This is a genomic window from Streptomyces sp. NPDC020845 (genome assembly GCF_044334165.1).
Classification (GTDB): Bacteria; Actinomycetota; Actinomycetes; order Streptomycetales; family Streptomycetaceae; genus Streptomyces.
The window spans coordinates 323,111-348,541 of the sequence record NZ_JBIRSJ010000013.1 but is presented as its reverse complement, the minus strand read 5'-3'; the positions used below and the strand labels follow the sequence as shown (position 1 = coordinate 348,541).

At 70.7% G+C, this 25,431-nt stretch carries 25 protein-coding genes; 11 read left to right on the top strand and 14 right to left on the bottom strand.

Going from position 1 to position 25,431, the window contains the following annotated elements; genetic code table 11:
- Window positions 1–30: 30 nt before the first annotated feature.
- A complete protein-coding gene (locus ACH4U7_RS34015) occupies window positions 31–465 on the top strand; it encodes a DUF6463 family protein (RefSeq protein ID WP_398531611.1) in 435 nt (144 codons plus the stop codon).
- An 88-nt stretch (window positions 466–553) separates the two neighbouring features.
- Here ACH4U7_RS34015 and ACH4U7_RS34010 read toward each other — a convergent pair whose 3' ends face one another.
- Genes ACH4U7_RS34010 through ACH4U7_RS33985 form a run of 6 tightly spaced genes read right to left on the bottom strand, consistent with a single transcriptional unit; the run spans window position 554 to window position 9,130 of the window.
- Complete coding sequence (locus tag ACH4U7_RS34010) at window positions 554–2,863, bottom strand: MMPL family transporter (RefSeq protein WP_398531610.1); 2,310 nt, start codon at window positions 2,861–2,863, stop codon at window positions 554–556.
- An 11-nt stretch (window positions 2,864–2,874) separates the two neighbouring features.
- Entirely contained in the window at window positions 2,875–3,612 is a 738-nt protein-coding gene (locus ACH4U7_RS34005; RefSeq protein ID WP_398531609.1) for a hypothetical protein, read from the bottom strand.
- Window positions 3,609–4,754: an ester cyclase gene (locus tag ACH4U7_RS34000; protein WP_398531608.1), complete on the bottom strand. Its 1,146-nt coding sequence runs from the start codon at window positions 4,752–4,754 to the stop codon at window positions 3,609–3,611. Before ACH4U7_RS34000 ends, ACH4U7_RS34005 begins: the two co-directional genes overlap by 4 nt.
- Window positions 4,751–6,211, bottom strand: a complete 1,461-nt coding sequence (locus ACH4U7_RS33995) for a cytochrome P450 (protein WP_398531607.1) — start codon at window positions 6,209–6,211, stop codon at window positions 4,751–4,753. Before ACH4U7_RS33995 ends, ACH4U7_RS34000 begins: the two co-directional genes overlap by 4 nt.
- Window positions 6,208–7,566, bottom strand: coding sequence for a cytochrome P450 (locus ACH4U7_RS33990; RefSeq protein WP_398531606.1), 1,359 nt, complete (start codon window positions 7,564–7,566; stop codon window positions 6,208–6,210). The genes ACH4U7_RS33995 and ACH4U7_RS33990 overlap by 4 nt, the downstream gene beginning before the upstream one ends.
- 13 nt (window positions 7,567–7,579) lie before the next feature.
- Entirely contained in the window at window positions 7,580–9,130 is a 1,551-nt protein-coding gene (locus tag ACH4U7_RS33985) for a phytoene desaturase family protein (protein ID WP_398531605.1), read from the bottom strand.
- 163 nt (window positions 9,131–9,293) lie between these two features.
- Here ACH4U7_RS33985 and ACH4U7_RS33980 point away from each other — a divergent pair, with 163 nt between their 5' ends.
- Window positions 9,294–9,974, top strand: a complete 681-nt coding sequence (locus tag ACH4U7_RS33980; RefSeq protein WP_398531604.1) for a class I SAM-dependent methyltransferase — start codon at window positions 9,294–9,296, stop codon at window positions 9,972–9,974.
- Between the two features lie 54 nt (window positions 9,975–10,028).
- Here the strand turns inward: ACH4U7_RS33980 and ACH4U7_RS33975 are convergent, their stop codons facing one another.
- From ACH4U7_RS33975 to ACH4U7_RS33945, 7 genes are all read right to left on the bottom strand, one after another.
- Complete coding sequence (locus tag ACH4U7_RS33975; RefSeq protein WP_358639971.1) at window positions 10,029–10,853, bottom strand: ABC transporter ATP-binding protein; 825 nt, start codon at window positions 10,851–10,853, stop codon at window positions 10,029–10,031.
- Window positions 10,846–11,778 carry an ABC transporter permease gene (locus ACH4U7_RS33970; protein WP_358639969.1) on the bottom strand — a complete coding sequence of 311 codons (933 nt, stop codon included), beginning with the start codon at window positions 11,776–11,778 and terminating at the stop codon, window positions 10,846–10,848. Before ACH4U7_RS33970 ends, ACH4U7_RS33975 begins: the two co-directional genes overlap by 8 nt.
- An 83-nt stretch (window positions 11,779–11,861) precedes the next feature.
- Window positions 11,862–12,749 (bottom strand): glycosyltransferase family 2 protein, encoded by an 888-nt coding sequence (locus ACH4U7_RS33965; RefSeq protein ID WP_398531603.1) that lies wholly within the window; start codon window positions 12,747–12,749, stop codon window positions 11,862–11,864.
- Window positions 12,749–13,540, bottom strand: a complete 792-nt coding sequence (locus ACH4U7_RS33960) for a CDP-alcohol phosphatidyltransferase family protein (RefSeq protein WP_398531602.1) — start codon at window positions 13,538–13,540, stop codon at window positions 12,749–12,751. The genes ACH4U7_RS33965 and ACH4U7_RS33960 overlap by 1 nt, the downstream gene beginning before the upstream one ends.
- The gene (locus ACH4U7_RS33955) at window positions 13,506–14,579 is read right to left on the bottom strand and encodes an iron-containing alcohol dehydrogenase family protein (protein ID WP_398531601.1); all 1,074 of its coding nucleotides are present in this window, start codon (window positions 14,577–14,579) and stop codon (window positions 13,506–13,508) included. The genes ACH4U7_RS33960 and ACH4U7_RS33955 overlap by 35 nt, the downstream gene beginning before the upstream one ends.
- Window positions 14,567–15,304: a sugar phosphate nucleotidyltransferase gene (locus ACH4U7_RS33950; protein WP_398531600.1), complete on the bottom strand. Its 738-nt coding sequence runs from the start codon at window positions 15,302–15,304 to the stop codon at window positions 14,567–14,569. The genes ACH4U7_RS33955 and ACH4U7_RS33950 overlap by 13 nt, the downstream gene beginning before the upstream one ends.
- The gene (locus tag ACH4U7_RS33945) at window positions 15,301–17,193 is read right to left on the bottom strand and encodes a DUF5941 domain-containing protein (protein ID WP_398531645.1); all 1,893 of its coding nucleotides are present in this window, start codon (window positions 17,191–17,193) and stop codon (window positions 15,301–15,303) included. Before ACH4U7_RS33945 ends, ACH4U7_RS33950 begins: the two co-directional genes overlap by 4 nt.
- Window positions 17,194–17,466: 273 nt before the next feature.
- Here ACH4U7_RS33945 and galE point away from each other — a divergent pair, with 273 nt between their 5' ends.
- The 3 genes from galE (at window position 17,467) to idi (ending at window position 20,311) form a co-directional block, all read left to right on the top strand.
- Window positions 17,467–18,453 carry a UDP-glucose 4-epimerase GalE gene (gene galE, locus ACH4U7_RS33940; protein WP_398531599.1) on the top strand — a complete coding sequence of 329 codons (987 nt, stop codon included), beginning with the start codon at window positions 17,467–17,469 and terminating at the stop codon, window positions 18,451–18,453.
- Window positions 18,454–18,711: 258 nt separating this feature from the next.
- Window positions 18,712–19,635: a cation diffusion facilitator family transporter gene (locus tag ACH4U7_RS33935; protein WP_385618249.1), complete on the top strand. Its 924-nt coding sequence runs from the start codon at window positions 18,712–18,714 to the stop codon at window positions 19,633–19,635.
- A 55-nt stretch (window positions 19,636–19,690) separates the two neighbouring features.
- A complete protein-coding gene (gene idi, locus ACH4U7_RS33930) occupies window positions 19,691–20,311 on the top strand; it encodes an isopentenyl-diphosphate Delta-isomerase (RefSeq protein ID WP_398531598.1) in 621 nt (206 codons plus the stop codon).
- Here the strand turns inward: idi and ACH4U7_RS33925 are convergent.
- On the bottom strand, window positions 20,286–20,801 hold the full coding sequence (locus ACH4U7_RS33925; RefSeq protein WP_014175222.1) for an ATP-binding protein: 516 nt from the start codon (window positions 20,799–20,801) through the stop codon (window positions 20,286–20,288). The genes idi and ACH4U7_RS33925 overlap by 26 nt on opposite strands.
- Window positions 20,802–21,011: 210 nt before the next feature.
- Between ACH4U7_RS33925 and ACH4U7_RS33920 the strand changes: the two genes are divergently transcribed.
- The 6 genes from ACH4U7_RS33920 (at window position 21,012) to ACH4U7_RS33895 (ending at window position 25,175) form a co-directional block, all read left to right on the top strand.
- Entirely contained in the window at window positions 21,012–21,824 is an 813-nt protein-coding gene (locus tag ACH4U7_RS33920; protein ID WP_398531597.1) for an enoyl-CoA hydratase/isomerase family protein, read from the top strand.
- Window positions 21,825–21,996: 172 nt separating this feature from the next.
- On the top strand, window positions 21,997–22,395 hold the full coding sequence (locus ACH4U7_RS33915) for a hypothetical protein (RefSeq protein ID WP_398531596.1): 399 nt from the start codon (window positions 21,997–21,999) through the stop codon (window positions 22,393–22,395).
- An 80-nt stretch (window positions 22,396–22,475) separates the two neighbouring features.
- The gene (locus tag ACH4U7_RS33910) at window positions 22,476–23,213 is read left to right on the top strand and encodes a transcriptional regulator (RefSeq protein WP_398531644.1); all 738 of its coding nucleotides are present in this window, start codon (window positions 22,476–22,478) and stop codon (window positions 23,211–23,213) included.
- A gap of 38 nt (window positions 23,214–23,251) precedes the next feature.
- The gene (locus tag ACH4U7_RS33905) at window positions 23,252–23,761 is read left to right on the top strand and encodes a roadblock/LC7 domain-containing protein (RefSeq protein ID WP_398531595.1); all 510 of its coding nucleotides are present in this window, start codon (window positions 23,252–23,254) and stop codon (window positions 23,759–23,761) included.
- Between the two features lie 84 nt (window positions 23,762–23,845).
- Window positions 23,846–24,214 (top strand): hypothetical protein, encoded by a 369-nt coding sequence (locus ACH4U7_RS33900; RefSeq protein WP_398531594.1) that lies wholly within the window; start codon window positions 23,846–23,848, stop codon window positions 24,212–24,214.
- 97 nt (window positions 24,215–24,311) lie between these two features.
- Entirely contained in the window at window positions 24,312–25,175 is an 864-nt protein-coding gene (locus ACH4U7_RS33895) for a hypothetical protein (protein WP_398531593.1), read from the top strand.
- The last annotated feature ends 256 nt before the right edge of the window (window positions 25,176–25,431 follow it).

Here is a 25,431-nt window from a genome sequence, read left to right as displayed (position 1 = left end):
CCGAAACTAAGAGTTTCGAAAGGGGCCGCCATGAGGACGCTCTGGGCGGGACGAAGCTTGGTCGTTCTGGGCATCGGACACCTGGTGGGAATGGGGGCGCAGAACACGGGGCACATGGACGACTGGTTCCGCGGGGACTTGTGGGGGCTGCCGCGTGAGCAGTTCGCCCACCCCAGCGGGGCCAACGGCGCGTTCTGGATCGTGCTCGCCAGCTTCGCCGTACCGCTGCTGCTGCTCGGCGTCCTGGTCTGCCATCTGGCCCGGCTCGGTGTCGTGGTGCCGCAGTCCATCGGCTGGGGGCTGGCCGCGTGGAGCGTGGTGGGCGCGGCCATCCTGGAGCCGACCCCGCTGCTGCTGGGGCTGGTCCCTGCCGTGCTGCTGATCCGGGAGGCCCGCCGGACCCCTGCCGCGCTGGCCGCCGATGCGGAGATGGACGAGACGCCCAAGCGGGCGGCACGGCTCTGAGGCTCGGGCAGGCGTGAGGCGAATCTGAGGCGCAATACAGGCCGGCCGGGCCGGGTATGACCGACGTCATGCCCGGCCCGGCCGTGTGTCAGGAGCCGGCGGTCGCCGGCACATCGGGTTCCTTCGCCGCCGAGGGAGCCTTCACCGGGTGGCCCTGCCCCGTCCTCTTCGGCGCCTCGCTGAGCCCGAACCTCCGGTGCACCCGGCGCAGGGGGCCCGGGGCCCACCAGTTGGCCGAGCCCGCGAGCCGCATAAAGGCGGGCAGCAGCAGGCCGCGGACGACCAGGGTGTCCACCACAAGGGCGACCGTCAGACCGAGGCCGAGCATCTTCTGGAAAGTGATCTGAGCGGTGAACAGGCTTACGACCATCACCATGCCCAACAGCAGCGCCGCCGCCGTCACCAGCCGACCGGTCAGCTCCAGGCCGCGGGCCACCGCGGCGGTGTTGTCCCCGGTGCGCTCGTACTCCTCCTTGATCCGGGAGAGCATGAACACCTCGTAGTCCATCGAGAGGCCGAACATCAGACAGAACATCAGGATGGGGGTGAGAGCGATCAAGGACCCGGTCACCGTGGCGTCCAGCGCCCCCGCCAGGTGTCCCTCCTGGAAGATCCACACCACGGCGCCGAAGGTCGCGCTCAGACTCAACGCGTTCAGAACCAGTGCCTTGAGCGGCAACAACAGACTGCCGGTGAACAAGAAGAGCAGCACAAAGGTGGACAGCATCATGAAACCCAGCACCATGGGCATCCGGTCGCCGAGCGCGTCCAAGGTGTCGACCAGTGCGGGGCCGCTGCCCGCCACCCTCACCGGCCAGGGGGAGTCGGCGTCGCGGATGTCATGGACCAGCCGCTCACCGGCGGCGGAGAACGGCTCGACGTCCGGCGAGACTCGCAGATAGGTGGCGGACTTCGCGGCCAGCGAAGCGGTGGCGGGTCCGGCCGGCGCCACCCGCGCGCCGTGCGCGAACACACCGGCGGACGAGGCCACCGACTCCACGCCGTCGAGCTTCGAAATCCGCTCCGCGTACGCGCCGATCGCCGCGGACTGCTGCTTCGGGTCCCCGATCCCGGTGGCCACGATCGCGATCACATCGGCCTCCCGGGAGACGAAGTCCTCCCGGATGATGTCCCCGACCTGGCGGCTCTGTGCGGTCTTCGGCAGCTGACGGTCGTCCGGCAGGCTGTACTTGGCGCCCAGGAACGGGGCCCCGAGGAGCAGCAGAGCCGCGGTCGCCACCACGGCGACCGGCGCGGCGAAGCGCATCACAAAGGTGGCCAGCCGATGCCACACGCCGCGCTCCAGCTCGGCCCGCGGCCGGGGCGGGCGGCCGAACAGACGCCGCACACCCTTCCGCAGATCCAGGCTGTCGATTTTCGAGCCGAACAGCGCGAGCAGCATCGGCATCACGATGGTGGCCGCCAGCGCGGCGAACAGCATCACACCGATGCCCGCCACGGCGATCGAGCGCAGGAACAGCAGCGGGAAGAGCGCGAGGGCGGCCATGGAGAGCATCACCGTGACGGCGGAGAACACCACGGTGCGCCCGGCCGTGCGCACCGCGGCCACGATCGCCTCGGACCGCGCCTGCTTGTCCGTCAGATCGCCGCCACGGTCCCTGATCTCCTCCCGGTACCGGGTCACGATGAACAGGCTGTAGTCGATGGCGATGCCCAGGCCGATGATGGTCGTCACATTCAGCGCGAAGACCGACACATCGGTGAACAGCGTGATGGTCCGGAGCATCAGCAGCGTGCCGAGCAGCAGCGGAAGAACCATCAGCAGGGGCAGCAGCGCCGAGACCAGACTGCCGAACACCAGCAGCAGGATGACGAAGAGCACCGGAAAGGCTATGGCCTCCATCCTCTGGAGGTCCTTTTGGACGGTGTGGTCGGTGTCGAAGCCCATGGCGGTGCTGCCGCCGAGCTTCACCTCCAAAGACCCCTGCCGGCCGGCGAACTCCTTGCGCAGCCCCTCGACACGGTCCGCGGCGGCGTTCTCCCCGCCGCCGATGTGTCCGATGGCCATGGCGTACCGGGAGTCCTCGCTGCGCAGCCGCTGGTCTCTGGCCTGGCTCCAGTACGAGCCGACCTGAGAGATCCCGGGCTCGGCCGCCAGCCGCCGGGTCAGGGCGGCGCCGTCCTCGGCCGCCGTGCCCGAGTCGACCGAGCCGGGCGCCCGAATCAGCAGCACCAGATTGGAGTCCTTCACCCCGAAATGCTGGTCCAGGGCCTGCTTCGCCAGGCTGGACTCCGACTTCGGGTCCTCGAACCCGCCGTTGACGAGCTTGCCGACGACGGGCCCGCCCAACGGGCCGGCGATCAGCATGAAGCCGAGGACCGCGATGAGGAACGCCCTGGGGCGCCGGACGATGGCCCGGGCCAAGCGATCGAGCATGGACTTTCTCCTTACCGAGTCTTCGTCAGTGCGTAGTCATGGATGTCGGCCCAGATGAGCACCGGGTGCGGCATCGCTCCCCCGGCCCGCGGGCGCCTCGGCATCACCCGGCGGCGGGAGGCGTACGGGACGCCGTCGGCATCCCGGTACTCGCTGGTGAGATGGCAGGCGTGCGCCCAACTGCGCCCGAAGACCTCGGCGGTGTACTCGTGCTCGGTGACCAGCCCGGTGGCCGGGTCGAGCCGGAAACGCTGCTGCGGGCAGTGGGTGGCCAGATGCGCGGGGAAACGCGCCAGGAGGGCGTCGGGGCCGTCGGCGCGCCAGCTCATGTCCTCGCGGCGCAGCAGCGCGGGAAAGGCGAGGTAGTTCCACAGGGCGTAGCCCAGGAAATACATCATGTCCAACGAGTCCCAGCGCAGCAGGCGGCGGCCGCCGGGGAACGGGGCGCGGGCGTCCACGCGCCGCGCGACGACCGCGCCGTCCCGCTCCAGCCGCACCTCGTGGCCCTCCAGCACCCCGTCCAGGGGGCCGTCGAAGCCATGGAACCGGATCCGCTGCCTCGCCACCTCCGCGGTGATGTGCATCCGCTCGAAGGTCCCGGCGCTGCCGCGCTTCCAGCGGAAGAGCAGGCCGCCGCAGGAGAGCTCCGCCTCGATCCGCTCGGCGGACGCCCAGCGGCCCGCGCCGCCGTACGCCGCGAGGGTGCGGTCGAGGACCGCCGCGTCGGCTGTCTCACGGGCCCCGGTCATGCCCTCGCCCCCTTGCGTACGGCGGCGATCCGGCGCGGGGCGGTGGCCAGCGTGGCGGCGAGCCGGGCGAACCACAGCAGATAGCCGGCGGAGCCGGACCCGGGCCGGGGCACCACCCCGAAGCCCAGCATCAGCCCCAATGCGTCGATCTCCTGCCAGCTCTCCACGATCTTGCCGTCCTCGATGCGGCAGATCACGATCTGACCGAGGGAGAACGGCCGGCCGGTGGGCGGCAGTCCGCGGTAGGGGCCCAGATGGGTGCCGGTCATCCGGACCCGGCAGGCGACCCGGTCACCGATCGGGATCAGGTCCTCGATGGTCGCCTTGGCGTCGGGGAAGCCGGTCAGGATCCCGCGGATGAAGCGCTCGTAGCCCTTCGGGCCACGCAGCGGCTCGGGCTCGGCGTGCGGCGGGGAGTGGCCCCGATAGCTCTCGTGGAAGATCTCCTGGCAGATGTGCACGGCCTGTTCGTTGACGCACTCCGCGATCCAGCGGCGCAATGGCAGGGCATTGGCCTCCAGCAGCTCGGCGGAGGCCGGGGTGGTGCCCGACAGGGCGCCGCGGAAGGCGGGGGTGCACTGCCGGTCGGTCCCCCGCCATGGCCACGGCTGGTCCTGCGGCACACGGTGATGGGCCCGGTGGTGCGCCGCCGCGATGGCCCAGCCCAGCGCGCGCGGCGCGCTCGTGGTGCCCAGCGGCGGCGCGGCGCCCAGGGTGATCAGGGTGCCGAGCGCGTCCGCCTGCTGCCAGATCTCGGCGATCCGGCCGCCTGGGCCGTCCTCGATACGGAAGATCAGCGTCTGCGAGAACTCCACCTCACGCCCGGTGGCGGGGACGCCCAGCCAGGGCCCTCGGTGGGTCCCCCGGTGGGTGAGCCGGGCCACGACCCGGTCACCGGCGCCGAAGAAGTCCTCAACCTCGGTACGCAGGTCGGGGAACGCGCGGTGCAGCAGGACGAGCTGGTCCCGGACGCCGGCCGCGCCGCGACCGTCCGGGCCGAGCCAGGGCGGATTGTGCAGCCGGGCCCCCCGGATCACCAGCCGGTCGGCCAGCGCATGCTGCCTGGCGCCCCCGCACTCATGGAGATAGGCCCATACGGTCTCCAGGCCCGCCCGCAGGGCGGGTTCGGTGGCGAGCGTCATCGCGCTCCACCTCCGTGCACCGGGCAGCCAGCGGCGGCAGCGGCGGCTGCGACGGACTCGGCGTCCGCGACCGCAAGAACACTGGGCGCGGCGGGCGGCGCCTTCTCGCGCAGCGCGACGGTGGCGATCACGCCGTGTTCCTGTCCGAGGGTGATCCCGGGGCGTGGGATCACGGGGTGGCCGGGTGCGAGCCGGACCCGTACCCGCTGCGCCATCATGGCCAGCACCAGCTTCATCTCCTGGAGACCGAAGACATCCCCGATGCACTTGCGGGGACCGCCGGAGAACGGCCACCAGGCATAGCGGTGCGGGCCCTGCTCGCCCAGCGGAATCCAGCGATCGGGGTCGAAGCCCTCGGGGTTGGGCCAGAAGTCCGGGTGCCGATGGGTCACAAAGGAGGAGAGCAGCACCATCGAGCCCTTGGGGATGTCATAGCCCTGCACGGTGTCGTCCTCCAGCGGGGTGCGCGAGATGAGCGACACCGGCGGGTAGAGCCGCAGCGACTCACGCACCACCCGGTCCACATAGGGCAGTCGGGGCAGATCCTCGACGCCGGGGAGGCGGCCGCCCAGCACCTCGTCCACCTCGGCCTCCAGCCGCGCGGCGACCTCGGGGTGGTGGGAGAGCAGATACAGCGCCCAGGTCAGCCCGGAGGCGACGGTCTCATGGCCGCCGAACATGAAGGTCATGACCTCGTTGCGGACCTGCTCGACGGTCATGCCCGAGCCGTCGTCCTCGGTGGCGGTCATCAGCGCCTCGAGCAGATCGTCGGGGTGCGGCCCCCGGTCGGCCCGCCGGTCCTCGATGACGCGGTAGATGATCCGGTCGAGCTGCTTCCTGGCCCTGGCGAACCTCAGATTGGCGGGGGTGGGCACGCCCTCCGGCAGGCTGACGAACTTCCCGAACTTCTTGTACGCCTCGCCGATGGCCACTTCGACGGCGTGCGCCATGGCCTCGGAGTCCTGCCGCCAGTTCGCGCCGAACAGGGCGCCGCCCAGAACACTCAGCGCCAGCCGGGTCATCTCGAGGGTGACATCCACCTCGCGGTGCGCGCGCGCCGCGGCCTCCCAGCGGTCCAGCAGCTCGGCGGTGACCTCGGTCATCCCGGTGGCGAAGCTGGTGATCAGGCGGCGGTGGAAGGCAGGCTGGCAGAGCCTGCGCTGGCGCCTCCACAGCTCGCCCTCGCTGCAGATGAGGCCGTCGCCCACCAGGGCCCGCCAGCGGTCGCTGACAAAGGGCGTCTTGGGGAAGTTGCGGTGCTTGTCCTGCAGGATCTCCTTGATCCCGTCGGGGTGGCCGACGAAGAACACCGGGAAGAGCGGGCCGATGCCCTCGAACCGCACGACATCGCCGTACTCCCGGCGCCCCCGCTGCAGGGCCCGCAGGATGTCAGCCTGAAAGGCCCGTGCGTTGCCGAGGACCGGCTCGCCCTTGGGGCCTGGCGCTTGACGGGTCATCGGGAACCCTCCTCAACGGGGCGGAGCCACATCCACATGGGGTCCCGGGGGCGCAGTGAGATCGCCGGCTCCGGGAAGACCCGCTGGCCCTCCACCAGGTCCAGCCGGAACCGCTGCGCGACCATGGCGACCACCAGGGGCATCTGCAGCATCGCGAACGAGTCGCCGATGCATTTGCGCGGTCCCGCGCCGAACGGGAGATACGCCATTCGGTGGCGGCCCTCGCTGTTCTCGGGGGTGAACCGCTCGGGTTCGAAGCCCTCCGGGTTGTCCCAGAACTCGGGGTGACGGTGCGTCACATAGGGGCAGACCACCACCCAGCGCCCGGCGGGCACGTGATAGCCGCCGATTTCGTCGTCCCGCGCGGCACAGCGCATATAGACGAAGATCGGCGGATACAGCCGCATGGCCTCCTGGAGCACCATGGTCGTGTAAGCGAGCTTCGGCAGGTCGTCCACGGTCGGGACGCGCCCGGACAGTGTCCGGTCCACCTCGTCCTGGACCCGGCGCCTGCTCTCGGGGTTGAGCGAGAGCAGATACCAGGTCCAGGTGAGCGCGGTGGAGACCGTCTCATGGCCGGCCACGAAGAAGCCGCTCACCTCGTCCCTGATCTGCTCGTCGGTGAACGCCTCGCCGGAGCCGGGGTCCTTGGCGCCGATGAGCATGCTGACCAGGTCGTCCTCGCCGCCCTCCCGGCGACGGGCGACGATCATCGGGTAGAGCACCGAATTGATCGTCCCGAGCGCGTCCCGGAAGCGCCCCCGGGCCTTGGAAGGGATCCGCAGCGGGTCCACGGGAGAGGTCATCCGGCGGTGGGTGAAGCTCAGCGCTCCCTGGACGGCCGGCTCGATCCGGGCGATGGCGTCGGTGAGATCCGCCTTGAACAGCGCTCTGGCCAGATTGGCCAGGCTCAGATGCATCATCTCCGACTTGATGTCCAGCGGCCGGCCCTGGCCGCGGCGCCGCTCCCAGTCGTCCAGCATCTCGGAGGTGGTGCGGGTGAAGGTCTCCCCGAAGCGGCGGAGGATGTCGCGGTGGAAGGCGGGCTGGGTGAGCCGCCGGGACCGGAGCCAGGAGCCGCCCTCGGCGGCCACCAGCCCGTCCCCGACGATCGTGCTCAGACAGCCCTGCACCTTGCGCGGCCGCGGATAGTGCTTGTGCTGGTCGCGCAGCACATGCTGGACATGGTCCGGGTGGGCCAGCAGATTGATCCTCAGCGGGCCGCGGAAGTTGACGATGTCGCCGTGGTGGCGGAACGCGTGCATGAACGCCGACACGTTGTCCCGCTGGATCTCACGGATGCTGCCGAGCACGGGGTGGCCCCGGGGGCCGGGCGGCACGAATACGGTGGTCATGGGGGGCTGCCTTTCACCTGTCCAGCGCCAACTGCGGCACGTCGTCGGGTTTGAAGGTGGGCACGTCCAGACCGGTGCCGAGGTGGCCAAGCACTTCACGGGCCGTGTTCATGCCGGAGAGAACCACCCGGAAGGACGCCGGTCCCTCCTCGGTCCAGTGACCGGAGAGGAACAGACCGGGCACCGGCGTCTGGTGGGCGAGCCGCTTCCCTCCGATCTGGTGGGGGCTCAGCGCCCAGCCGTAAGTGGCCCCCTGGTGATTGCGCGTATAGCGCTCGATGGTCACGGGCGTACCCGCCTGCAGGAACGTCAGATGGTCGCGCAGGCCCGGGATCACGGACTCGAACTCGGCGAGCAGGGAGTCCGCGAAATGGTCCTTGTGCTGCTGCCACGGCTTGTCGCCGGGCAGCCGGTACGGCGCCACCGCGGTGCCGATCAGCAGATGCTCGCCCGGCGGAGCGAGCTCGGGATCGAGCATCGTCATCACGGACAGCGACATCCCGCCCGGTCGGCCGCCCATCAGGTCCCGCCAGGTCCCCTCGTGGTCCCAGTGGTTGTACTTGAAGGTCTCGTGCGCGACGCCGAGGGCGGGCACATCCTGCGTGGTCGCCGCGTAGACGACGCAGGCGGACATCGACGGCCGGAGCCGCCGCAGCCGCCGGGCGTAGGGCCCCGGCAGATGCTCGGCGCCGACCAGGTCCTCGAAGGTCTGGCGGGCGTCCGCGTTCGAAACGACCACCGGGGCGGTGCACACGTCCCCCTCCGCAGTGCGCACCCCCACGACCCGGCCGTCCTGCAGCAGGATCCGCTCGACGGGGGTGCCGGTGACGACCTGGCCCCCGTTTCGCTCGACCGCGGTGACAAAGGCGTCCACCAGATTCTGGAAGCTGCCCTTGCAGTAGTACGGGCCGTCGATGAGCACCCCGATGAACTGGGCGTAGGCGAAGAACGACAGCTGAGAGGGGGGCGCCCCCATATACGGCCACAGGGCAGAGCACATGGCCTTCAGCCGCGGGTCGCGCAGATATTCGTCCATGACCTGCGCGAGCGTCGCCGTCCGGTATTTCATCAGCGTCGGCAGCAGCTCCTCCAACTGCCCGAGAGCCGACGGGTCGGTCACCCTCATGGGCGCCTGCGCCGTCTCCCAGAACATCTGGCGGCGCAGCTGGAAGAAGGCACGGATGCCCTCCGCCTCATCCGGGAAGAGCCGGATATGGGCCTCCATGAACTCCTCCAGGCCCGTGGGCGCGAAGACGCTCATCCCCGGGAACTCCGCCTGGTAGAGATGGTCGATGACCGTCAGCTCGCACCGGTCCTGAACGCCCAGCCACTCCAGCAGCCCGAGCACCATCTCGCCCTCGGCCAGCACCCGGATCGCCGAGTCGAAGGTCCGCCCGTCCCGGGTGAAGGCGTGCGCGAGCCCGCCCAGACCTTCGCCCTGCTCACAGACGAGAACCCTCAGCCCCGAACGCGCCAGGACGGCCGCGGCCGAGACACCTCCGAGCCCGCTTCCGACGACGATGGCGTCCCACTCCGCGCTTTCCCTGGTGACGGGCTGGCTCATCTCACCCTTCCTCCGCTCGGTATCCGCACTGCCCAACAGATCCGGCACCGCGCCACGCGGATACATCCTTCGCGGGTGTATCCAGGGGCCGCCGGCCGGGATCTGTAAGAAGAGGAAGGCTGCGCCCAGGACAGGTGCCCAGGACAGAAAAGGAGCCGATCGCATGGGAAACCCGCGCGACCGCGAGCGGGACAAGGGAAGCGAAGCCGCCGCCGCGGCGGCCGTCTACTCCCGGCCCCTGCTCGCCCTGTACGACACGCTCATCCTGGGCGCGGTGTGCCGTGCGGTGTGGCGCTGCCCGCCCGAGGAGATGCTGGCCCTCTACGACCGGCATGTCTCAGACCGCCATCTCGACATCGGTCCGGGCACCGGCTACTTCCTCGACCGGTGCCGGTTCCCCACCCGCCTGCCGCAGATCACCCTGGTCGACCTCAACCCGACGGTGCTGGCGACCGCACAGCGCCGGATCGCGCGCTACGGCCCCACGGCGCTGTGCCGCGATGTACTGCGCCCGATGGAGCTGGAGGGGCGGCGGTTCACCTCAGCCGCGTTGAACTTCGTACTGCACTGCCTGCCTTCGGGGGCGGCGGCGAAGTTCGCCGTCTTCGACCATCTGCTGCCCCATCTCGAGCCGGGGGCCCGGGTGTTCGGCAGCACCGTGCTGGCGCACGGCGTGCGCCATACGGCGGTCTCCCGGCTCCACCTGCGCGAATGCGTGAGACGCGGGGTGCTCAACAACTCCGAGGACTCGCTGGAGCTGCTGGACAAAGCACTTGGGTCCCGGTTCGAGCGCCATCACATCCGGGTGCGCGGCACGGTCGCGCTCTTCGACGCGACCATATGACACAGGCCCCGCCGGACGGGTGTCCGGCGGGGCCTGCGGATACGCGGAAATCGGCTACTTGCCGGTCTCCTTCTCGTACGCCTTGATGACCTCGTCGGTCGGGCCGTCCATCAGCAGCTCGCCCTTCTCCAGCCACAGCACCCGGTCACATGTGTCCCGGATCGACTTATTGTTGTGGCTGACCAGGAAGACGGTGCCGGCGTCCTTGCGCAGCTCGCGGATGCGGGCCTCCGAGCGCTTCTGGAACTTCCGGTCGCCGGTGGCCAGCGCCTCGTCGATCATCAGCACATCGTGGTCCTTGGCGGCGGCGATCGAGAACCGCAGGCGGGCCGCCATACCGGAGGAGTAGGTGCGCATCGGCAGCGTGATGAAGTCGCCCTTCTCGTTGATGCCCGAGAAGTCGACGATTCCCTCGTAACGCTCGCGGATCTGCTCCCGCGACATCCCCATGGCCAGCCCGCCGAGGATGACGTTCCGCTCGCCCGTCAGGTCGTTCATCAGCGCCGCGTTGACGCCGAGCAGCGACGGCTGGCCGTCGGTGTAGACCTTGCCGCGCTCGGTGGGCAGCAGCCCCGCGACGGCTTTGAGCAGCGTCGACTTACCGGAGCCGTTGGAGCCGATCAGGCCGATCGACTCGCCGCGGTACGCCACGAAGGTGACCCCGCGCACGGCGTGCACCTCACGCATGCCCGGGGCGTTCTTGCGGCGGAGGATGCGGCTGAGGGCCGCGGTGGCGCTGCCGCGGCCACGGGGGCCGCCGTTGACTCGGTAGACGATGTGCACATCGTCGGCGATGACGGTCGGGATCCGCCCCGCGGCCGGGGCCGCCTGAGCGGCCTGCGGCGCCTGGGAGGTCTCGTCAAGGGTCTGCTCAGCCACGGCCGTACTGCTCCTCTGCCTTCCAGAAGTACACAAAGCCGCCGATGCCGAAGACCACCGCCCAGCCCAGGCCCAGTGCCCACACATGCGGAGGCAGGTACTTCTGACCGTAGTCGTCGATCAGCGCGTACCGCATCAGGTCCATGTAGACGGCGGCCGGGTTCCCCAGCATGACGTCGGCGATCCAGCCGCTCGCCCCCGCCCGCTCGAGCGTGGGCGCCAGCGGGTACATCACACCGGACGCGTACATCCACGTCCGCAGCAGGAACGGCAGCAGCTGCGCCAGGTCCGGGGTCTTGGCACCGAGCCGGGCCATGATCAGCGAGAGACCGGTGTTGAAGACGAACTGCAGTGCGAGCACCGGGAGGATCAGCAGCCAGGCCAGGGCCGGGTAGTGCCCGAAGCCCAGCAACACGATGACCAGCACAATCATCGAGAACAGCAGTTGCTGGAGCTGCTGGAGCGAGAAGGAGATGGGGAGCGAGGCGCGGGGGAAGTGCAGGGCCCGCACCAGACCCAGATTCCCGGAGATCGCGCGCACACCCGCCATCGCGGAGTTCTGAGTGAACGTGAAGACGAAGACACCCGTCACCAGGAACGGGATGTACATGTCGTGTGACATACCCCTGTTGCTCTTCAGGAGCAGGCCGAAGATGAAGAAGTACACCGCCGCGTTCAGCAGCGGTGTCGCCACCTGCCACAGCTGGCCCAGCTTGGCCTGGCTGTACTGGGCGGTGAGCTTGGCCTGCGAAAAAGCCAGAATGAAGTGGCGCCTGCCCCACATCTGCCGGACGTAGTCGGGCAGGCTCACCCGGGCGCCGCTCACCGACAGCCCGTATTTCGCCGCCAGCTCTGCCGGGGCCAGGCCGTCATCCGGCGACGGCGGGGCGCTGGCGACCGCACTATTGTGCGTAGTCTCGCTCACAGTTGACACTTTCGTCCTCATCAGGGGTGCGCTGACGGGGGCCGCGCCCCGGGTCGCGCCCGATGCTCTCAGATACGAGCTTGTCAGATGACAGGCGGTCGGCCCAGTCGGGTCAGGCGCCATACCGTACGCCACTTCATGGGGCGGCGTGCACCACACGGAGTCTTCCAGCCTTCCCGGAACCCGCCCAACCAGGCACGGAGGGCGGCTTTCGAGGGTCGCCGGGCCAAGGTGAGCAGCAGCCAGACGCCGAGATAGACGGGGATGAGCGGGATGGGGAGATTGCGCCGCGCCAGCCAGACCCGGTTGCGGGCGACCATGCGGTGGTAGACGGCGTGCCTGCTCGGCGCGGTGGCCGGGTGGTGCAGCACCATGTCCGACCGGTAATCGATCATCCAGCCCGCGTTCAGGGCGCGCCAGGCGAGGTCGGTCTCCTCATGGGCGTAGAAGAAGTCGTCCGGCAACCCGCCGACCTGCGCGAAGACCTTCGTACGGACCGCGTTGGCACCGCCGAGGAAGGTGGTCACCCGCGAGGACCGCATGGGGTCGGAGGCGCGCAGCCGGGGCACATGGCGGCGCTGTGTGGTGCCGGTCTCCGGGTCGGCGATACGGAAGGAGATGATGCCGAGCTCGGGGTCGGCGGCGAAGGCCTGACGGCACAGCTCGGCGGTGTCCGTATGGGGCAGCAGACCGTCGTCGTCGAGGAAGAGCAGCACGTCGACCTCGGTACCGCCGGGGCCGAACGCCTCGATGCCGACATTGCGGCCCGCCGGGATGCCCACGTTCTCCGGGAGCTCGACGGTGCGCACCCCGTCCGGGAGCTCGGGCAGCGGTGAGCCGTTGCCCACGACGACCACCTCGATCCGGTCGCCGTCCTGCTTGGCGACCGAATCGAGCAGCGCACGCAGTTCGTCGGGGCGGTTGCCCATCGTCAGGACGACCGCGCCGACCGTGAGTGGTGTGTCCGTCATCACTTCAACCTGCTCGACGCGAGGATGGACACCAGGTGAAGCAGAGTTTGCAGCAGGGCGATGCCCGCGAGTACGGCGACGCCGAGCCGGGAGAAGAACAGGTCGCCCCGGATCGAGTCCAGCACCGCCAGGAACAGGATCAGCAGGGACGCCTCGATCCCGAGCACCAGCCGGTGGAAATTGAGCGCCGCGGCGGCCTTGCGTGCCATCGCCATACCGGAGGAGCGCGGCTCGGACGCCGCCTCCTTGACCGGCGGCAGCCCGCCCTGGTGGCGGGCGACGCCGACGAGGTCGGTCTCGGCCTTGATCAGGATCGCGCCGAGGGCGGCCAGGGTGCCGAGGAAGGCCCAGAGCCAGTCGATCCGCCCGCTGCCCCACAGATCGGCGGCGCGCAGGCCGAAGCCGACGAGCACCGCCGCGTCGGTCAGATAGGCGCCGACCCGGTCCAGGTAGACCCCGCCGAGGGAGAACTGCTGCCTCCAACGCGCGATCTCGCCGTCGACGCAGTCCAGCAGCAGATAGAGCTGAACCGCGACCACACCGAGCACGGCGCCCGGGATCCCCGGCACCAGCAGGGCCGGCGCCGCGAGCACGCCGCAGACGGTCATCAGGTATGTGAGCTGGTTGGGCGTGACCCGGGTGTTGACCAGATGGCGGTCGACCCGCAGGGAGACCTCGCGCATGTAGAGGCGTCCCATCCAGTGCTCACCGCTCCGCCGGTCCTTCACCCCCGCGGGGTGAACGACCGGGCGGAGTTCAGCCACCGATGGTTTGACTGACTGCTTTGGCATAGTCGGCGTATGCGTCCCTGATCGCGTCGGAGGAGAGGTCAAGGTGCTCGAGGATCGTGTAGCGCCCGGGGCGGGTCTGCGGCGCGTACTCCACCGCCTTGACGAACTCGTCCTCGCTGAATCCGATTTCGTTCGGCAGGACGGGCAGACCGTGCCGCCGCAGTACGTCGACCATCAGCGCGGATTCCTCGGGCGCGCCCCGCAGGTGCATCGCGAAGGCGGCGCCGAGGCCGACCTGCTCGCCGTGGAGCGCGGAGCGCTTGGGGTAGAGCAGGTCGAAGGCGTGGCTGATCTCATGGCAGGCGCCGGAGGACGGCCGGGTGTGACCGGCGATCGACATGGCGATACCGGACAGCACCAGGCCCTCGGACAGCACGGTCAGGAAGTCGTCGTCGCCGCAGCCGCCCGGGTGGCGGAGCACCGACTCGCCCGCCGTACGGGCCATGGCCGCCGCGAGGCCGTCGATCGGCTCGCCGGTCTCGCGGTGCGACAGCTCCCAGTCCGCGATCGCGGAGATGTTGGAGACGGCGTCGCCGATGCCGGAGCGCACGAAGCGCACCGGGGCGTCGCGGATCACATCGAGGTCGATGACCAGCGCGATCGGGGTCGGCACACCGTATGAGCCACGGCCGGCGTCGTTGTCCAGGATCGACACCGGCGAGCAGATGCCGTCGTGCGACAGGTTGGTCGCGACGGCGACCATCGGCAGGCCGATACGCGCGGCGGCGTACTTGGCGGCGTCGATGATCTTCCCGCCGCCCAGGCCGACGACCGCGTCGTAGTGCCCGGACTTCATGGCGTCGGCAAGCTGGATGGCGCCGTCGATGGTGCCGTCGGCCAGCTCGAACCAGTCGGCGCCCGGCAGCACCGGGGACAGCCGGTCACGCAGGGCGGCGCCGGAGCCGCCGCTGATCGCGACCGCCAGCTTGCCGGAGGCCGAGATGCGCTGGTCGGCCAGCAGGCCCGCCAAGTCGTCCAGGGCCCCGGCGTTGATGTCGACGGAGACGGGAGACGGGATGAGGCGGGTCAGTACTGGCATGCGATCTCACGGCCCTTCGCGAGGTCGTCGTGGTTGTCGATCTCGACCCACTTGATGTCGCCGATCGGGGCCACGTCGACCTTGAAGCCGCGGTTGACCAGCTCCTGGTAGCCGTCCTCGTAGTAGAGGTCGGGGTCGCGCTCGAAGGTGGTCTTGAGCGCGTCCGCCAGCTCCGCGGCGGCCTCGCCCTCGATGAGGGTGACGCCGATGTACTCGCCGGTCGCCTCGGCCGGGTCCATGAGCTTGGTGATCTTCTGGACGCCCTTCTCGGGGTCCACGATGACCTTCATCTCCTCGTCGGCGAGCTTCTTGACCGTGTCGAGGGCGAGGATGATCTTCTGGCCGTCGCCCCGGGCGGCGAGCAGCGTCTTCTCGACGGAGACCGGGTGCACGGTGTCGCCGTTGGCGAGGATCACGGTGTGCTGGATCGCGTCACGGGCGCACCACAGGGAGTAGGCGTTGTTCCACTCCTCGGCCTTGTCGTTGTCGATGAGGGTGAGCTTGAGGCCGTACTTCGCCTCCAGCGCCTCCTTGCGCTCGTACACGGCCTCCTTGCGGTAACCGACCACGATCGCGACCTCGGTCAGGCCCACCTCCGCGAAGTTGCCGAGGGTCAGGTCGAGGACGGTGGTATCGCCGTCGACAGGCACCAGGGCCTTGGGAAGGGTGTCGGTGTAAGGGCGCAGACGCCGTCCGGCGCCAGCCGCCAGCACGAGGCCGATCATGCGGGTTCTCCTGTTTCGTCGTGTACAGCGGGTGCTCCGGAGGACACCCAGAAGCGGATGCTCTCGCTGAGCACGGCCAGCGCGAGGGCCGCCGCGAGGACGGTCAGCGCGATGGTGAAGCCTTGGTTCTGCTCGTACAGCAGGGCGGCGGCGACCGTGACCGCCAGGGTCCGCCCCTCGTGCCCGCCGATCGCCCGCACCAGCCAGTGCGGGGGCGCGCCGGTACCGCCCCTGATGCGGTACACCGTGTCGTAGTGATGGTAGGCGACCGCCGACACCAGCCCGAAAGCGGCGGGCAACGCTCCGTTCACCCCCGAGTCAGCTGCCAGGACCAGGATGGTGCCGTATTCCGCGGCGCGGAAGACCGGCGGCACAAGCCAGTCGAGCGGACCCTTGAGCGGACGGGCCACAGCCAGTCCCGAGGTGAGCGCGTAGCCCGCGGCGGCGACGACCGCCCAGGGGCTGCCGAAGGACGTGAGCGCCGCCACGGCGACCACCGCGGCCGCCCCGAACAGGGCGAGGGCGGGGGCGGCGAAGGCCGGGAGCCGGCGCGCCACACCGCGGAAGGCCGCGGCGAAGCCCTGGGCGAGCGGGCCCGAGTCGGCGAGGTCCGCGAGGGCGAGCGCCGCGCGGTCCGTACGCCGCGCCTTGCGGGTCAGCGACCGCAGCACCCGGCCGGCGGTGGTGTAGCAGGCGGCCAGCGCGCAGCCGATGAGCAGCACATAGAAGGTGATACGGGGCGTGGTGCACGCGGTGAGCACCGCGATCAGCGCCCAGCGCTCGCCGATCGGCAGCACGATCATCCGGCGCAGCCAGACCGTCCAGCCGACGCTGTCGAGGCGGTTGGAGAGGGCGGCGGTGGGGCTGCTGTTGCCGGTGGCGTCGTGATTCGCCTCATTGAAGGAGAAGTCGACGACGTGGCGGCAGGTCTGCAGCACCATGGCGCCGAGCGCAAGCGCCCACACATCGTCTCCGCCGCCCCCGCCGCGCGCGGCGCCCAGCGCGAGCCCCGCGTAGTACGCGTACTCCTTGGCCCGGTCGAACGTCGCGTCCAGCCAGGCGCCCAGCGTGGAGTACTGGAGGGAGTAGCGGGCGAGCTGGCCGTCGGTGCAGTCCAGAACGAAGGAGCCGATCAGCAGCAGCCCCGCCGCGATGAACCCGGGCCGGGTGCCGGTGGCCGCGCAGCCCGCCGCGATCAGGGCGGTCAGCAGGGAGGCGGTGGTGACCTGGTTGGGGGTGAGTCCGCGGCGGGCGCACCAGCGGGCGATGTAGCGCGAGTAGGGGCTGATGCAGAAGGTGGTGAAGAAGCCGTCGCGCGCCTTGACGGCGCTGCGCAGCCGCACCTGCTCGTCGTCCACCGCCCGGGTACGGGCCTGCGCCTCCGCACGCCCCGCCGCGTCCTCGGGTACGTCGGCGACGAGCACCCCCAGCTCGGGCCGGTGCACGGCGATGTCCTCGGCGCCCAGGGCGTCGGCGAGGGCGTCGGGCAGCACGGCGGAGCCGTCCGGGGCCGGCAGGTGGACCTCCGGCCCGGGAGTCGCGGCGGCGCCGGCCACGGCGAGGGCGCCGCGCTCGGGCGCCGCCGCCCCCGGCGCGTACGCCGTCAGCGCGCGGGTGAGCGCCGCGCGGGCGTCCGGCTGGGCGGTGAGGGCGCCGTGGACCGCGGCGGCCGGGAAGCGCGGATCGGTCAGGGCCAGGCGCAGTGCGTGGACGTGGCCGACGAAGCGCGGGTCGACCAGCGCCACCCGCTCACGCGCCGGGGTGGCCGCGAGCTCCCTCGCGACCCCGGCGGCGTCGGCTGCCGTGCGCACGTCGAACCCGAGCGACCGCAGGTCGTCCTCAAGGGACGAGCCCGCGACTGCGGGACCGGTGAGAATGGCGGTCGACAGACGAACTCACTCCTTGGCAGCTGGCACGGTGGCCGCGCCGGACAGGGATACCGGCCCAGGGCCGCCGTCCGGACAGCGGGCGTCGCACACCCCGGGCCCCGCATGGGGCGGGCGGCACGTCGGCAGAGGCTATCGGATAGAAGGAAGCGTCCGTTCACCGCACATTCATCACCCGCTCGGGGGAACGACGGCTTCCGCTGCCGCGATCATCATGGTGGATGTCTGCGCTCCGGGCCAAACCGCGCCCTCGTCGGCTGTGGATAGGGTGCGGTCATGACGTGGCTGATCACAGGTGGTGCCGGATATATCGGGGCGCATGTCGTACGGGTCATGGTGGAGGCCGGGGAGCGGGTCGCCGTGCTCGACGATCTGTCCAGCGGTGTCACCGAGCGGCTGCCGCAGGGCGTCCCTTTGGTACAGGGCTCCACGCTCGACCGTGAGCTGCTGGACCGCACCTTCGCCGACCTGGGCGTGACCGGGGTGGTGCATCTGGCGGCGAAGAAGCAGGTCGGGGAGTCCGTCGAGCAGCCGCTGCGCTACTACCGCGAGAATGTGCACGGCCTGACGGTGCTGCTGGAGGCGGTGGTCGCGGCCGGGATCGGCAGCTTCCTCTTCTCCTCTTCCGCCGCCGTCTACGGGATGCCGGATGTGGAACTCGTCACCGAGGACACCCCCTGCCGGCCGATGAACCCGTACGGAGAGACCAAGCTGGCCGGAGAGTGGCTGGTCAGAGCCACGGGCGCGGCTCATTCGATCTCCACGGCCTGTCTGCGCTACTTCAATGTGGCGGGCGCCGCACGCCCCGAGCTGGCCGACACCGGAGTGTTCAACATCATCCCGATGATGTTCGAGCGGATCACCCGGGGTGAGGCTCCCCGGATCTTCGGCGACGACTATCCGACGCCCGACGGCTCCTGTATCCGTGACTACATTCACGTCGAGGACCTGGCCTCCGCCCATCTCGCCGCGGCCCGCCGACTGGCGGAGCGGCCGGGCGGGGGCGATCTGACGGTGAACATCGGCACCGGTCAGGGCGTCTCGGTACGCGAGATGGCACAGCTGATCGGCGAGGTCACCGGCCACCCGGAGCTTGCCCCGGTGGTCGAGGCGCGCCGCGCGGGCGATCCGGCCCGGGTCGTCGGGGCGACCGAGCTGATCGCCAAGGAGCTGGGCTGGAGCGCCCGGCACGGGGTGGCGGCGATGGTGCGCTCGGCCTGGGAGGGCTGGTGTCTGCACCACCCCGAGGCCGTCCGGCGGTAGGGAGCGCGGGGCCCGCTAGGGCCTGTCGTCAAAGGGGGCGTCCGGCCGCGAGCGGCGTCTGGCGCAGGGGGCACCTCCCAGCGGTAGCTGGGGGAGGCGTGCCAGGCGTCGGGAGCAGGGCGCCCCCTTTGACGACAGGCCCTAGGACGGCCTCAGGCCCGGCGCGGCTGACCGCGGCTCGGGGCACCGCCGTAGTTCACTGGGCCGTAAGGCAGCTGGCGCGTCCGGGCAGTGGCGGCGCGCGGGAGGAGGCCGTACATGGGCGCGGGCCACGACCACGGCGGCGGACTCGGCACGGCGGGCGCCGCACACCAGTGGCGGCTGCGCGCCGCCCTCGGCATCACGCTCACGGTGACGGCCGTGGAGGTGGTCGGCGGGGTGCTCGCCGGTTCGCTCGCGCTGCTCGCGGACGCCGGCCACATGATGACGGACGCCCTCGGGCTCGCCATGGCGCTGCTGGCGATCCACTTCGCGAACCGCCCGCCGAGCCCGCGCCGCACCTACGGCTACGCACGGGCCGAGATCCTGGCCGCGCTGGCGAACTGTCTGCTGCTGCTCGGCGTCGGCGGCTACATCCTGTACGAGGCGGTGGCCCGGTTCATCACCCCGCCCACCAGCCACGGCGGGCTGACGATCCTGTTCGGCGCCATCGGCCTGGCCGCGAACGCGGTGTCACTGGCGCTGCTCAGGGGCGGGCAGCGGGAGAGCCTGAACGTCCGCGGGGCGTTCCTGGAGGTGCTGGCGGACGCGCTGGGCTCGGTCGCGGTCCTCGTATCGGCCGGGATCATCGTGACCACCGGCTGGCAGACGGCGGATCCGATCGCCTCCCTGCTGATCGGCCTTATGATCGTGCCGCGGACGTTCCGGCTGCTGCGGGACACGCTGAACGTCCTGCTGGAGGCGGCGCCGCGGGATGTGGACATGGATCAGGTACGGGCCCACATTCTCGCCCTCCCCGGCGTCGAGGGACTGCATGATCTGCATGTATGGACCATCACCTCGGGCATGCCGGTACTCTCCGCACACGTGGTGGTCAGCAGGCGGGCGTTGGACGCGGTCGGCCATGAGCGGATGCTGCACGACCTGCAGGGCTGTCTGGGGGAGCACTTCGACGTGGCCCACTGCACGTTCCAGCTGGAGCCAGGCGGACATGCTGAGCACGAAGCCAAACTTTGCCACTGACTCATGGCACTGGTGCGGCAGACTTGAGGGTTCCGACGGACGATGAGGATGGTCAATGCCAATTACACCTGCCAACGGCCGCACCACCGACTCCGCCAGGCCCTCCGCACCCGGCGCGCCGACGGGTTCCACGGAGCCGATCATGCTGGAGCTGGTCGACGAGGACGGCAGGACCATCGGCACCGCGGAGAAGCTCTCCGCCCATCTCGCCCCCGGCCGGCTGCATCGGGCCTTTTCCGTCTTTCTCTTCGACGACGAGGGGCGGCTGCTGCTCCAGCGCCGGGCCCTGGGCAAGTACCACTCCCCCGGCGTCTGGTCGAACACCTGCTGCGGCCACCCCTACCCCGGCGAGCCGCCCTTCGTGGCCGCGGCCCGGCGTACGGGCGAGGAGCTGGGGGTGGCGCCCGCGCTGCTGCGCGAGGCGGGCACGGTGCGCTACAACCACCCGGATCCGGTGTCGGGCCTGGTGGAGCAGGAGTACAACCACCTGTTCGCGGGGCTGGTGCGAACCGAGCCGCATCCGGATCCGCAGGAGATCGACGAGACCGCCTTCGTCGCCCCCGAGGAGCTGACCCGGCTGCTCGCGCACAACCCCTTCTCGGCCTGGTTCATGACCGTGCTGGACGCGGCCCGGCCGGTGATCCGGGAGGTCACCGGAGCGGCGGCAGGCTGGTAGTGGTCAGCCGGACGTGGGCGGCCGCGAGCGGCAGTGCGGCCCAGACCACCTTGCCGCCGCTCGCCGTGTGCTGGACGTCGTAGATCCCGCCCTCCTCCTCGGCGATCGTCTGCACCAGTAACAGCCCGCGCCCGCCGGTCCGGCCCTGGTCGGCCATCAGCGCCTTGGGCCGGTAGGGGTGGTTGTCCTCGACCGCGACCCGCACCCAGTCCGGGCCGATGGACACCTCGACGGCGATCTCCGGAGAGAGCAGCGCCGCATGCCGTACGGCGTTGGTGACCAGCTCGGAGACGATCAGCAGCAAGTTCTGTACGAGGTCGTCAGGGGCGGGCACCCGCTGGTGGGCCAGCAGATCGCGCACCGCGTGCCGGGCCTGTGGGACGGAGGTGTCGAGCGCGGGGGCGGTGAAGCGCCAGACGCCCTCATAGGCGAACGGCCCGCGGGGCGTGGCCGCCCCCGGTTCAGGAGGGACGCTCCCGACGATCTCCATGTCCGATCCCCACCCATCGCCACAGCCCGACCAGTCGTCATCGAGTGTTGGGAACGTGTTGGTACGGACCGGCTAACTGAGCGCAAGTCGCCCTCTATCGACGACTTTTGACCGCGTGCGTATGCCAGCGTCACTCGCTCGACTGTTCCTGCCCGGCTTGCTTACGGCGATGCCGACAGTCGCTTGAGGGTGCCGGATAGCATCCGCGACATGGAGCCCTGCCTGCAGCACACCGTCGCCGACGGCATAGCGACCGTCGTGATCCACCACCCCGCCAAGCGCAACGCACTTACCCCTGGCATGTGGCGCGCGCTGCCCCCGCTGCTGGAGCGGCTGGCCGCGGACCCGGCGGTACGGGCGCTGGTGCTCACCGGAGCGGGCGACGCCTTCAGCGCGGGCGCGGACATCGGCTCGCTCGGCACGACGTACGAGGAGACGACGGCGCTGGCGCTGCCCGCCGAGGAGGCCCTGGCCGGCTTCCCCAAGCCGACGCTCGCCGCGGTGCGCGGCTCCTGTGTGGGCGGCGGCTGCCAGCTGGCCGTCGCCTGCGATCTGCGGTTCGCGGAGCAGGGCTCCCGCTTCGGGATCACCGCGGCCCGGCTGGGGGTGGTCTACGCGCCCTCGTCCACCCGGCGGCTGGTGGACCTGGTCGGCCCGGCGACCGCCAAGTATCTGCTGCTCTCCGGCGAGCTGATCGGCACCGAGCGGGCGCTGCGGACGGGGCTGGTGGACGAGGTGCTGCCGCCGGGCAGGCTGGACGAGCGGGTGGCGGAGTTCACCCGGGTGCTGCTGTCCCGGTCCGCGCTGAGCCAGGCGGCGGTCAAGGAGTTCACCGCCGGGCCGGTCGATCCTGCGCGCCTGGAGTACTGGCGGGACCAGCTGAGCGTCAGCGGCGAGCTCGGCGAGGGCGTCACCGCCTTCCTCGAACGGCGCGCACCGCGCTTTGCCTGGACGCCCCCGGAGCGCTCAGACCACCGTCCCGCTGTCGCGGACCCCCAGGGCGCGGCCGAGTACAGCCGCTGAAAGCCCGGAAGGCAGACCGCCGCCGAAACTTCTGACGCAACCTCTGAATCTCAACGAAGGGCACCCATCACTCACACATTGCACAGAAATTAACCTGCGCCTTCACGCTTCCTCCACATGCGGAGTCTAGGTTCTCCATGATTCATTCGACGCACACGGGGAGGGAGTCACTTTGCCCGGCATTGACGAGTGCCTGCTGGAGGCCATGAAACTTCCCGGCGCCCGGGGCGCCGCCGTGGTCGACTGGACCAGCGGTCTGGCGCTGGGCACGGTCGGGGAGTCGCCGGGTGGCGACCACGAGACCACGGCGGCCGAGACGGCGGAGCTCGCCCGGATGGCGGCGGAATACCGGTCGTTCGCCCCCGCCGACGGCTCCGACTGGTCCGACGACGACATTCCCATAGACGATCTGATCGTCAGCAACCGCGACAGCTACCACGTCCTCCAGTTCGTCCGCACCACCTTCGACAGCAGTGTCTTTCTGCATCTGTGGCTCGGCCGTGCGGAGGGCAACCTCGCACTGGCCCGCATCCGGCTGAGCGAGATGGCGCGCCAACTGGTGCTGGGGTGACCGGCTTGCAGAAACCTTTCTCCAACCCGACCCGGCGGAGTCCCACGCCCCCCACCGGCACCGCTCAGGTCGGCTCGCCCCTGCTGGACCGGCTCGCCGCCGAGAAGGCCACCGGCTCCTTCATGCGGGAGAGAGGCACGCTGCATCTCTCCGACGGACAGGTGATCTACGCGGACAGCCCGGACACGCCCGATCTTGAGGCGCTGCTCACCGCAGGCGGCGCACTGTCACCCGAGAAGTGGCGCGAGGCCCTTGACGAGGCCGGGCCCGAACAGCGGGTGGGGCGGTTCCTGGTGGACAGCGGCCGCCTCCCGAAGGGTGCGCTGGAGCTGTGCCATCTGGGGGCGCTGTACGACGCGGCGTTCTTCGTGCTCGGCCCGGGCGGCGGCCCGGCCCGCTTCCGGTACGGGGTCGCGCACTGGATGGGCACGGTGCGCCCGGTGCCGGTCGACGCGGTGCAGCGCGAGACGCTGCGCCGGCGGGAGTTGCTGCACGAGATCTGGCCGGGGGCGGAGACGGACAGCGAACCGCTGGTCAAGACCCGGCTGCCGCTCGAGACGGGCCTGCCGCGGCGTCAGCGCGCGATTCTCGAGCATGTCGACGGCGTGCGCACGGCGGCCGACATCTCCCGCCTCCTGGGCCGTCCCGCCTTCCACACCCTTGTCGACATCCGCCGTCTCGCCGCCGCCGGCATCGTCGCGGCGGCGAGACGGCGGACTCCGCGGCCGGCCACCGTGCCCACCCGGCTCCCGGGAACATCGGCCGGCCCCGACGTCGCCCTGCTTCGCCGGCTCAGAAACGCATTGGAGGCCCTGTGATCCGCGCGCTCAGACAGCGTGCCGAGAGGAGACAGCTCATGGCGGCCGAGGCCGAAGTCCTCGACGAACTCCACCGGCTCCGGGCCCGCCTGCCACAGCTGAGCGGCGCCCTCGCGGCCAGCGTCGACGGCCTCGTGCTGGCGCAGGACACCCGGGGCGTGGAGCCGGAGGGGGTGGCCGCCCTCACCGCGGCCGCCCTGAGCATCGCCGTACGACTCGCCGACGCCACCGGACAGGGCGACTTCCGCGAACTCCTCGTCCGCGGCGCCCACGGCTATGTGGCCAGCTACGCCGCCGGCCCGTCCGCCGTGCTGACCCTGCTGGCCGAAGGACAGGTGAACGTCGGCCGACTGCACCTGGAGGGACGCCGCTCCAGCAGCCGCATCGGCGAGCTGGTGCAGGCCGCCATCCAACTGCCCGACGGCACCCGCAGACAGCCATCCCCCACCACCGAGGCCGGCCTGCCCGTACGGCCCGCCTCCCCACCGGCCGGCGGCAACGCCGTCCGGCCCCCGCGCCCGGCCACCGGGGAGGCCGCGACGGAGTAGACCGCACGCCACACCACACAACAGTTCAACACCGGTCCGACATCGCGATGGGGCCGGCAGCAAGTCCGAAAGGAACGACCCGTCATGGCGAACACCGAAACCTCACTGAAGGAAGCGCTCGCGTCGATCGAGGGCGCGACGGGAGCCGCGCTCGTCGACTACACCAGCGGGATGGCACTGGGCACGATCGGGGGCAGCAACAGCTTCGACCTGAACGTGGCGGCCGCCGGCAACACCGACGTCATCCGCGCCAAGCTGCGCACCATGGAACACCTCGGTCTCAAGGACGAAATCGAGGACATCCTCATCACCCTGGGCACCCAGTACCACTTGATCCGGCTGCTCAAGAAGCAGAACGGTCTCTTCCTGTACCTCGTCCTGGACTCCGGACGCGCCAACCTCGCCATGGCCCGCCACCAGCTGAAGAAGATCGAGGCCGAACTCGAGGTCTGACCCCGGTCGGCACCACGACGCATACCCGCCTTCCCGCCCCTTCCCGGGGCGGGATCGGGTCTGCACACCCCCGCATACCCGAAAGTAACATGCGGGCATGACCTCACTTCCCGAGCGTGCCGGGCGGCGCTGCCACGCCGTCGTCAACCCCTTCCACTCGACCGTCTACTTCCAGCCCGACTACGGGCGGGAGCTCGAGCAGCTGGGGGTCGAGGACCGGGGCGTCGACTACTTCGTCAGCCGGGCGGCGGCGTTCGGCCGCGTCGGCGCCGGAACCGTCACCGCGACCTTCTTCAACTTCAAGCACGACCTGGTCGCCCGCTATCTGCCCGCCGCCTGGGACGTGATCTCCCCCGAGGACGCGCTGGCGGCCCGGCTGCGCGCCGCCGACAGCGTGCTGCGGCGGCTGCTCGGCGACGACGCGGTGTCCTCGAAGGAGATGGCCGAGGCCGCGGAGCTGGCGTTGCGCGCGACGGAGGCGTGTTCCCGCGCCGCCCGCCCCCTGTACGCCGCGCACGCCGACCTCCCCGTCCCCGACGCCCCGCATCTGGCCTACTGGCACGCCGCCACGCTGCTGCGCGAGCACCGCGGGGACGGCCATCTGATGACGATCCTGGGCGCCGGGCTCGACCCCGTGGAGGCGCTGGCCAGCCATACGGCGAGCGGCAGGGGCATGTCCCCGAAGTGGATCCTGCGGTCGCGGGGCTGGTCGGCTGAGGAGTGGGCGGCCGCGCAGGAGCGGCTTCGGGAGCGCGGACTGCTGGCCGCCGACGGGGAGTTGACGTCGGCGGGCGCGGAGCTGCGCAAGGCCCTGGAGGACGAGACTGACCGGCTGGACCGGGCCCCGTACGAGCACCTGGGGGCGGCGGGCGTGGCGCGGCTGACGGAGCTGGCGGAGTCCTTCACGGGCGCCGTGATCGCGGCGGGCGGGTTCCCCGCGGACCTCATAGGCAGGCGCTGAGCGGCAGCGGCGAGCGCTGAGCGACATTGGCAGGAGCTGAGCGGCGGCGGCGGGGTTTGCCGGTGGCGCCGGTGGGATACCCGCGTCTACGAGCACGATCCGCCGCCTCCCGACGGCGCCCGAACCGCACGCCGAGCACGCCGGCGACCGCCCGTGCCCCGCGTCGCGTACGGCGCCCGGCGACGACTTCCGGTCGGTCGCGCCCACCTCTGTCAGTGCCACCTGCCACAATGCAGATCGCAGCGCAGACAGGAAA

Coding starts and splice junctions, on each gene's coding strand:
- ACH4U7_RS33950 (WP_398531600.1), bottom strand. CDS start 15,304: ATGATCGGCCTCGTGCTGGCGGCTGGCGCCGGACGGCGTCTGCGCCCT.
- ACH4U7_RS33985 (WP_398531605.1), bottom strand. CDS start 9,130: ATGAGCCAGCCCGTCACCAGGGAAAGCGCGGAGTGGGACGCCATCGTC.
- ACH4U7_RS33935 (WP_385618249.1), top strand. CDS start 18,712: ATGGGCGCGGGCCACGACCACGGCGGCGGACTCGGCACGGCGGGCGCC.
- idi (WP_398531598.1), top strand. CDS start 19,691: ATGCCAATTACACCTGCCAACGGCCGCACCACCGACTCCGCCAGGCCC.
- ACH4U7_RS33980 (WP_398531604.1), top strand. CDS start 9,294: ATGGGAAACCCGCGCGACCGCGAGCGGGACAAGGGAAGCGAAGCCGCC.
- ACH4U7_RS33905 (WP_398531595.1), top strand. CDS start 23,252: ATGGCGGCCGAGGCCGAAGTCCTCGACGAACTCCACCGGCTCCGGGCC.
- ACH4U7_RS34005 (WP_398531609.1), bottom strand. CDS start 3,612: ATGACCGGGGCCCGTGAGACAGCCGACGCGGCGGTCCTCGACCGCACC.
- ACH4U7_RS33995 (WP_398531607.1), bottom strand. CDS start 6,211: ATGACCCGTCAAGCGCCAGGCCCCAAGGGCGAGCCGGTCCTCGGCAAC.
- ACH4U7_RS33965 (WP_398531603.1), bottom strand. CDS start 12,749: ATGACGGACACACCACTCACGGTCGGCGCGGTCGTCCTGACGATGGGC.
- galE (WP_398531599.1), top strand. CDS start 17,467: ATGACGTGGCTGATCACAGGTGGTGCCGGATATATCGGGGCGCATGTC.
- ACH4U7_RS34010 (WP_398531610.1), bottom strand. CDS start 2,863: ATGCTCGATCGCTTGGCCCGGGCCATCGTCCGGCGCCCCAGGGCGTTC.
- ACH4U7_RS33895 (WP_398531593.1), top strand. CDS start 24,312: ATGACCTCACTTCCCGAGCGTGCCGGGCGGCGCTGCCACGCCGTCGTC.
- ACH4U7_RS33990 (WP_398531606.1), bottom strand. CDS start 7,566: ATGACCACCGTATTCGTGCCGCCCGGCCCCCGGGGCCACCCCGTGCTC.
- ACH4U7_RS34015 (WP_398531611.1), top strand. CDS start 31: ATGAGGACGCTCTGGGCGGGACGAAGCTTGGTCGTTCTGGGCATCGGA.
- ACH4U7_RS33960 (WP_398531602.1), bottom strand. CDS start 13,540: ATGCCAAAGCAGTCAGTCAAACCATCGGTGGCTGAACTCCGCCCGGTC.
- ACH4U7_RS33920 (WP_398531597.1), top strand. CDS start 21,012: ATGGAGCCCTGCCTGCAGCACACCGTCGCCGACGGCATAGCGACCGTC.
- ACH4U7_RS34000 (WP_398531608.1), bottom strand. CDS start 4,754: ATGACGCTCGCCACCGAACCCGCCCTGCGGGCGGGCCTGGAGACCGTA.
- ACH4U7_RS33955 (WP_398531601.1), bottom strand. CDS start 14,579: ATGCCAGTACTGACCCGCCTCATCCCGTCTCCCGTCTCCGTCGACATC.
- ACH4U7_RS33925 (WP_014175222.1), bottom strand. CDS start 20,801: ATGGAGATCGTCGGGAGCGTCCCTCCTGAACCGGGGGCGGCCACGCCC.
- ACH4U7_RS33900 (WP_398531594.1), top strand. CDS start 23,846: ATGGCGAACACCGAAACCTCACTGAAGGAAGCGCTCGCGTCGATCGAG.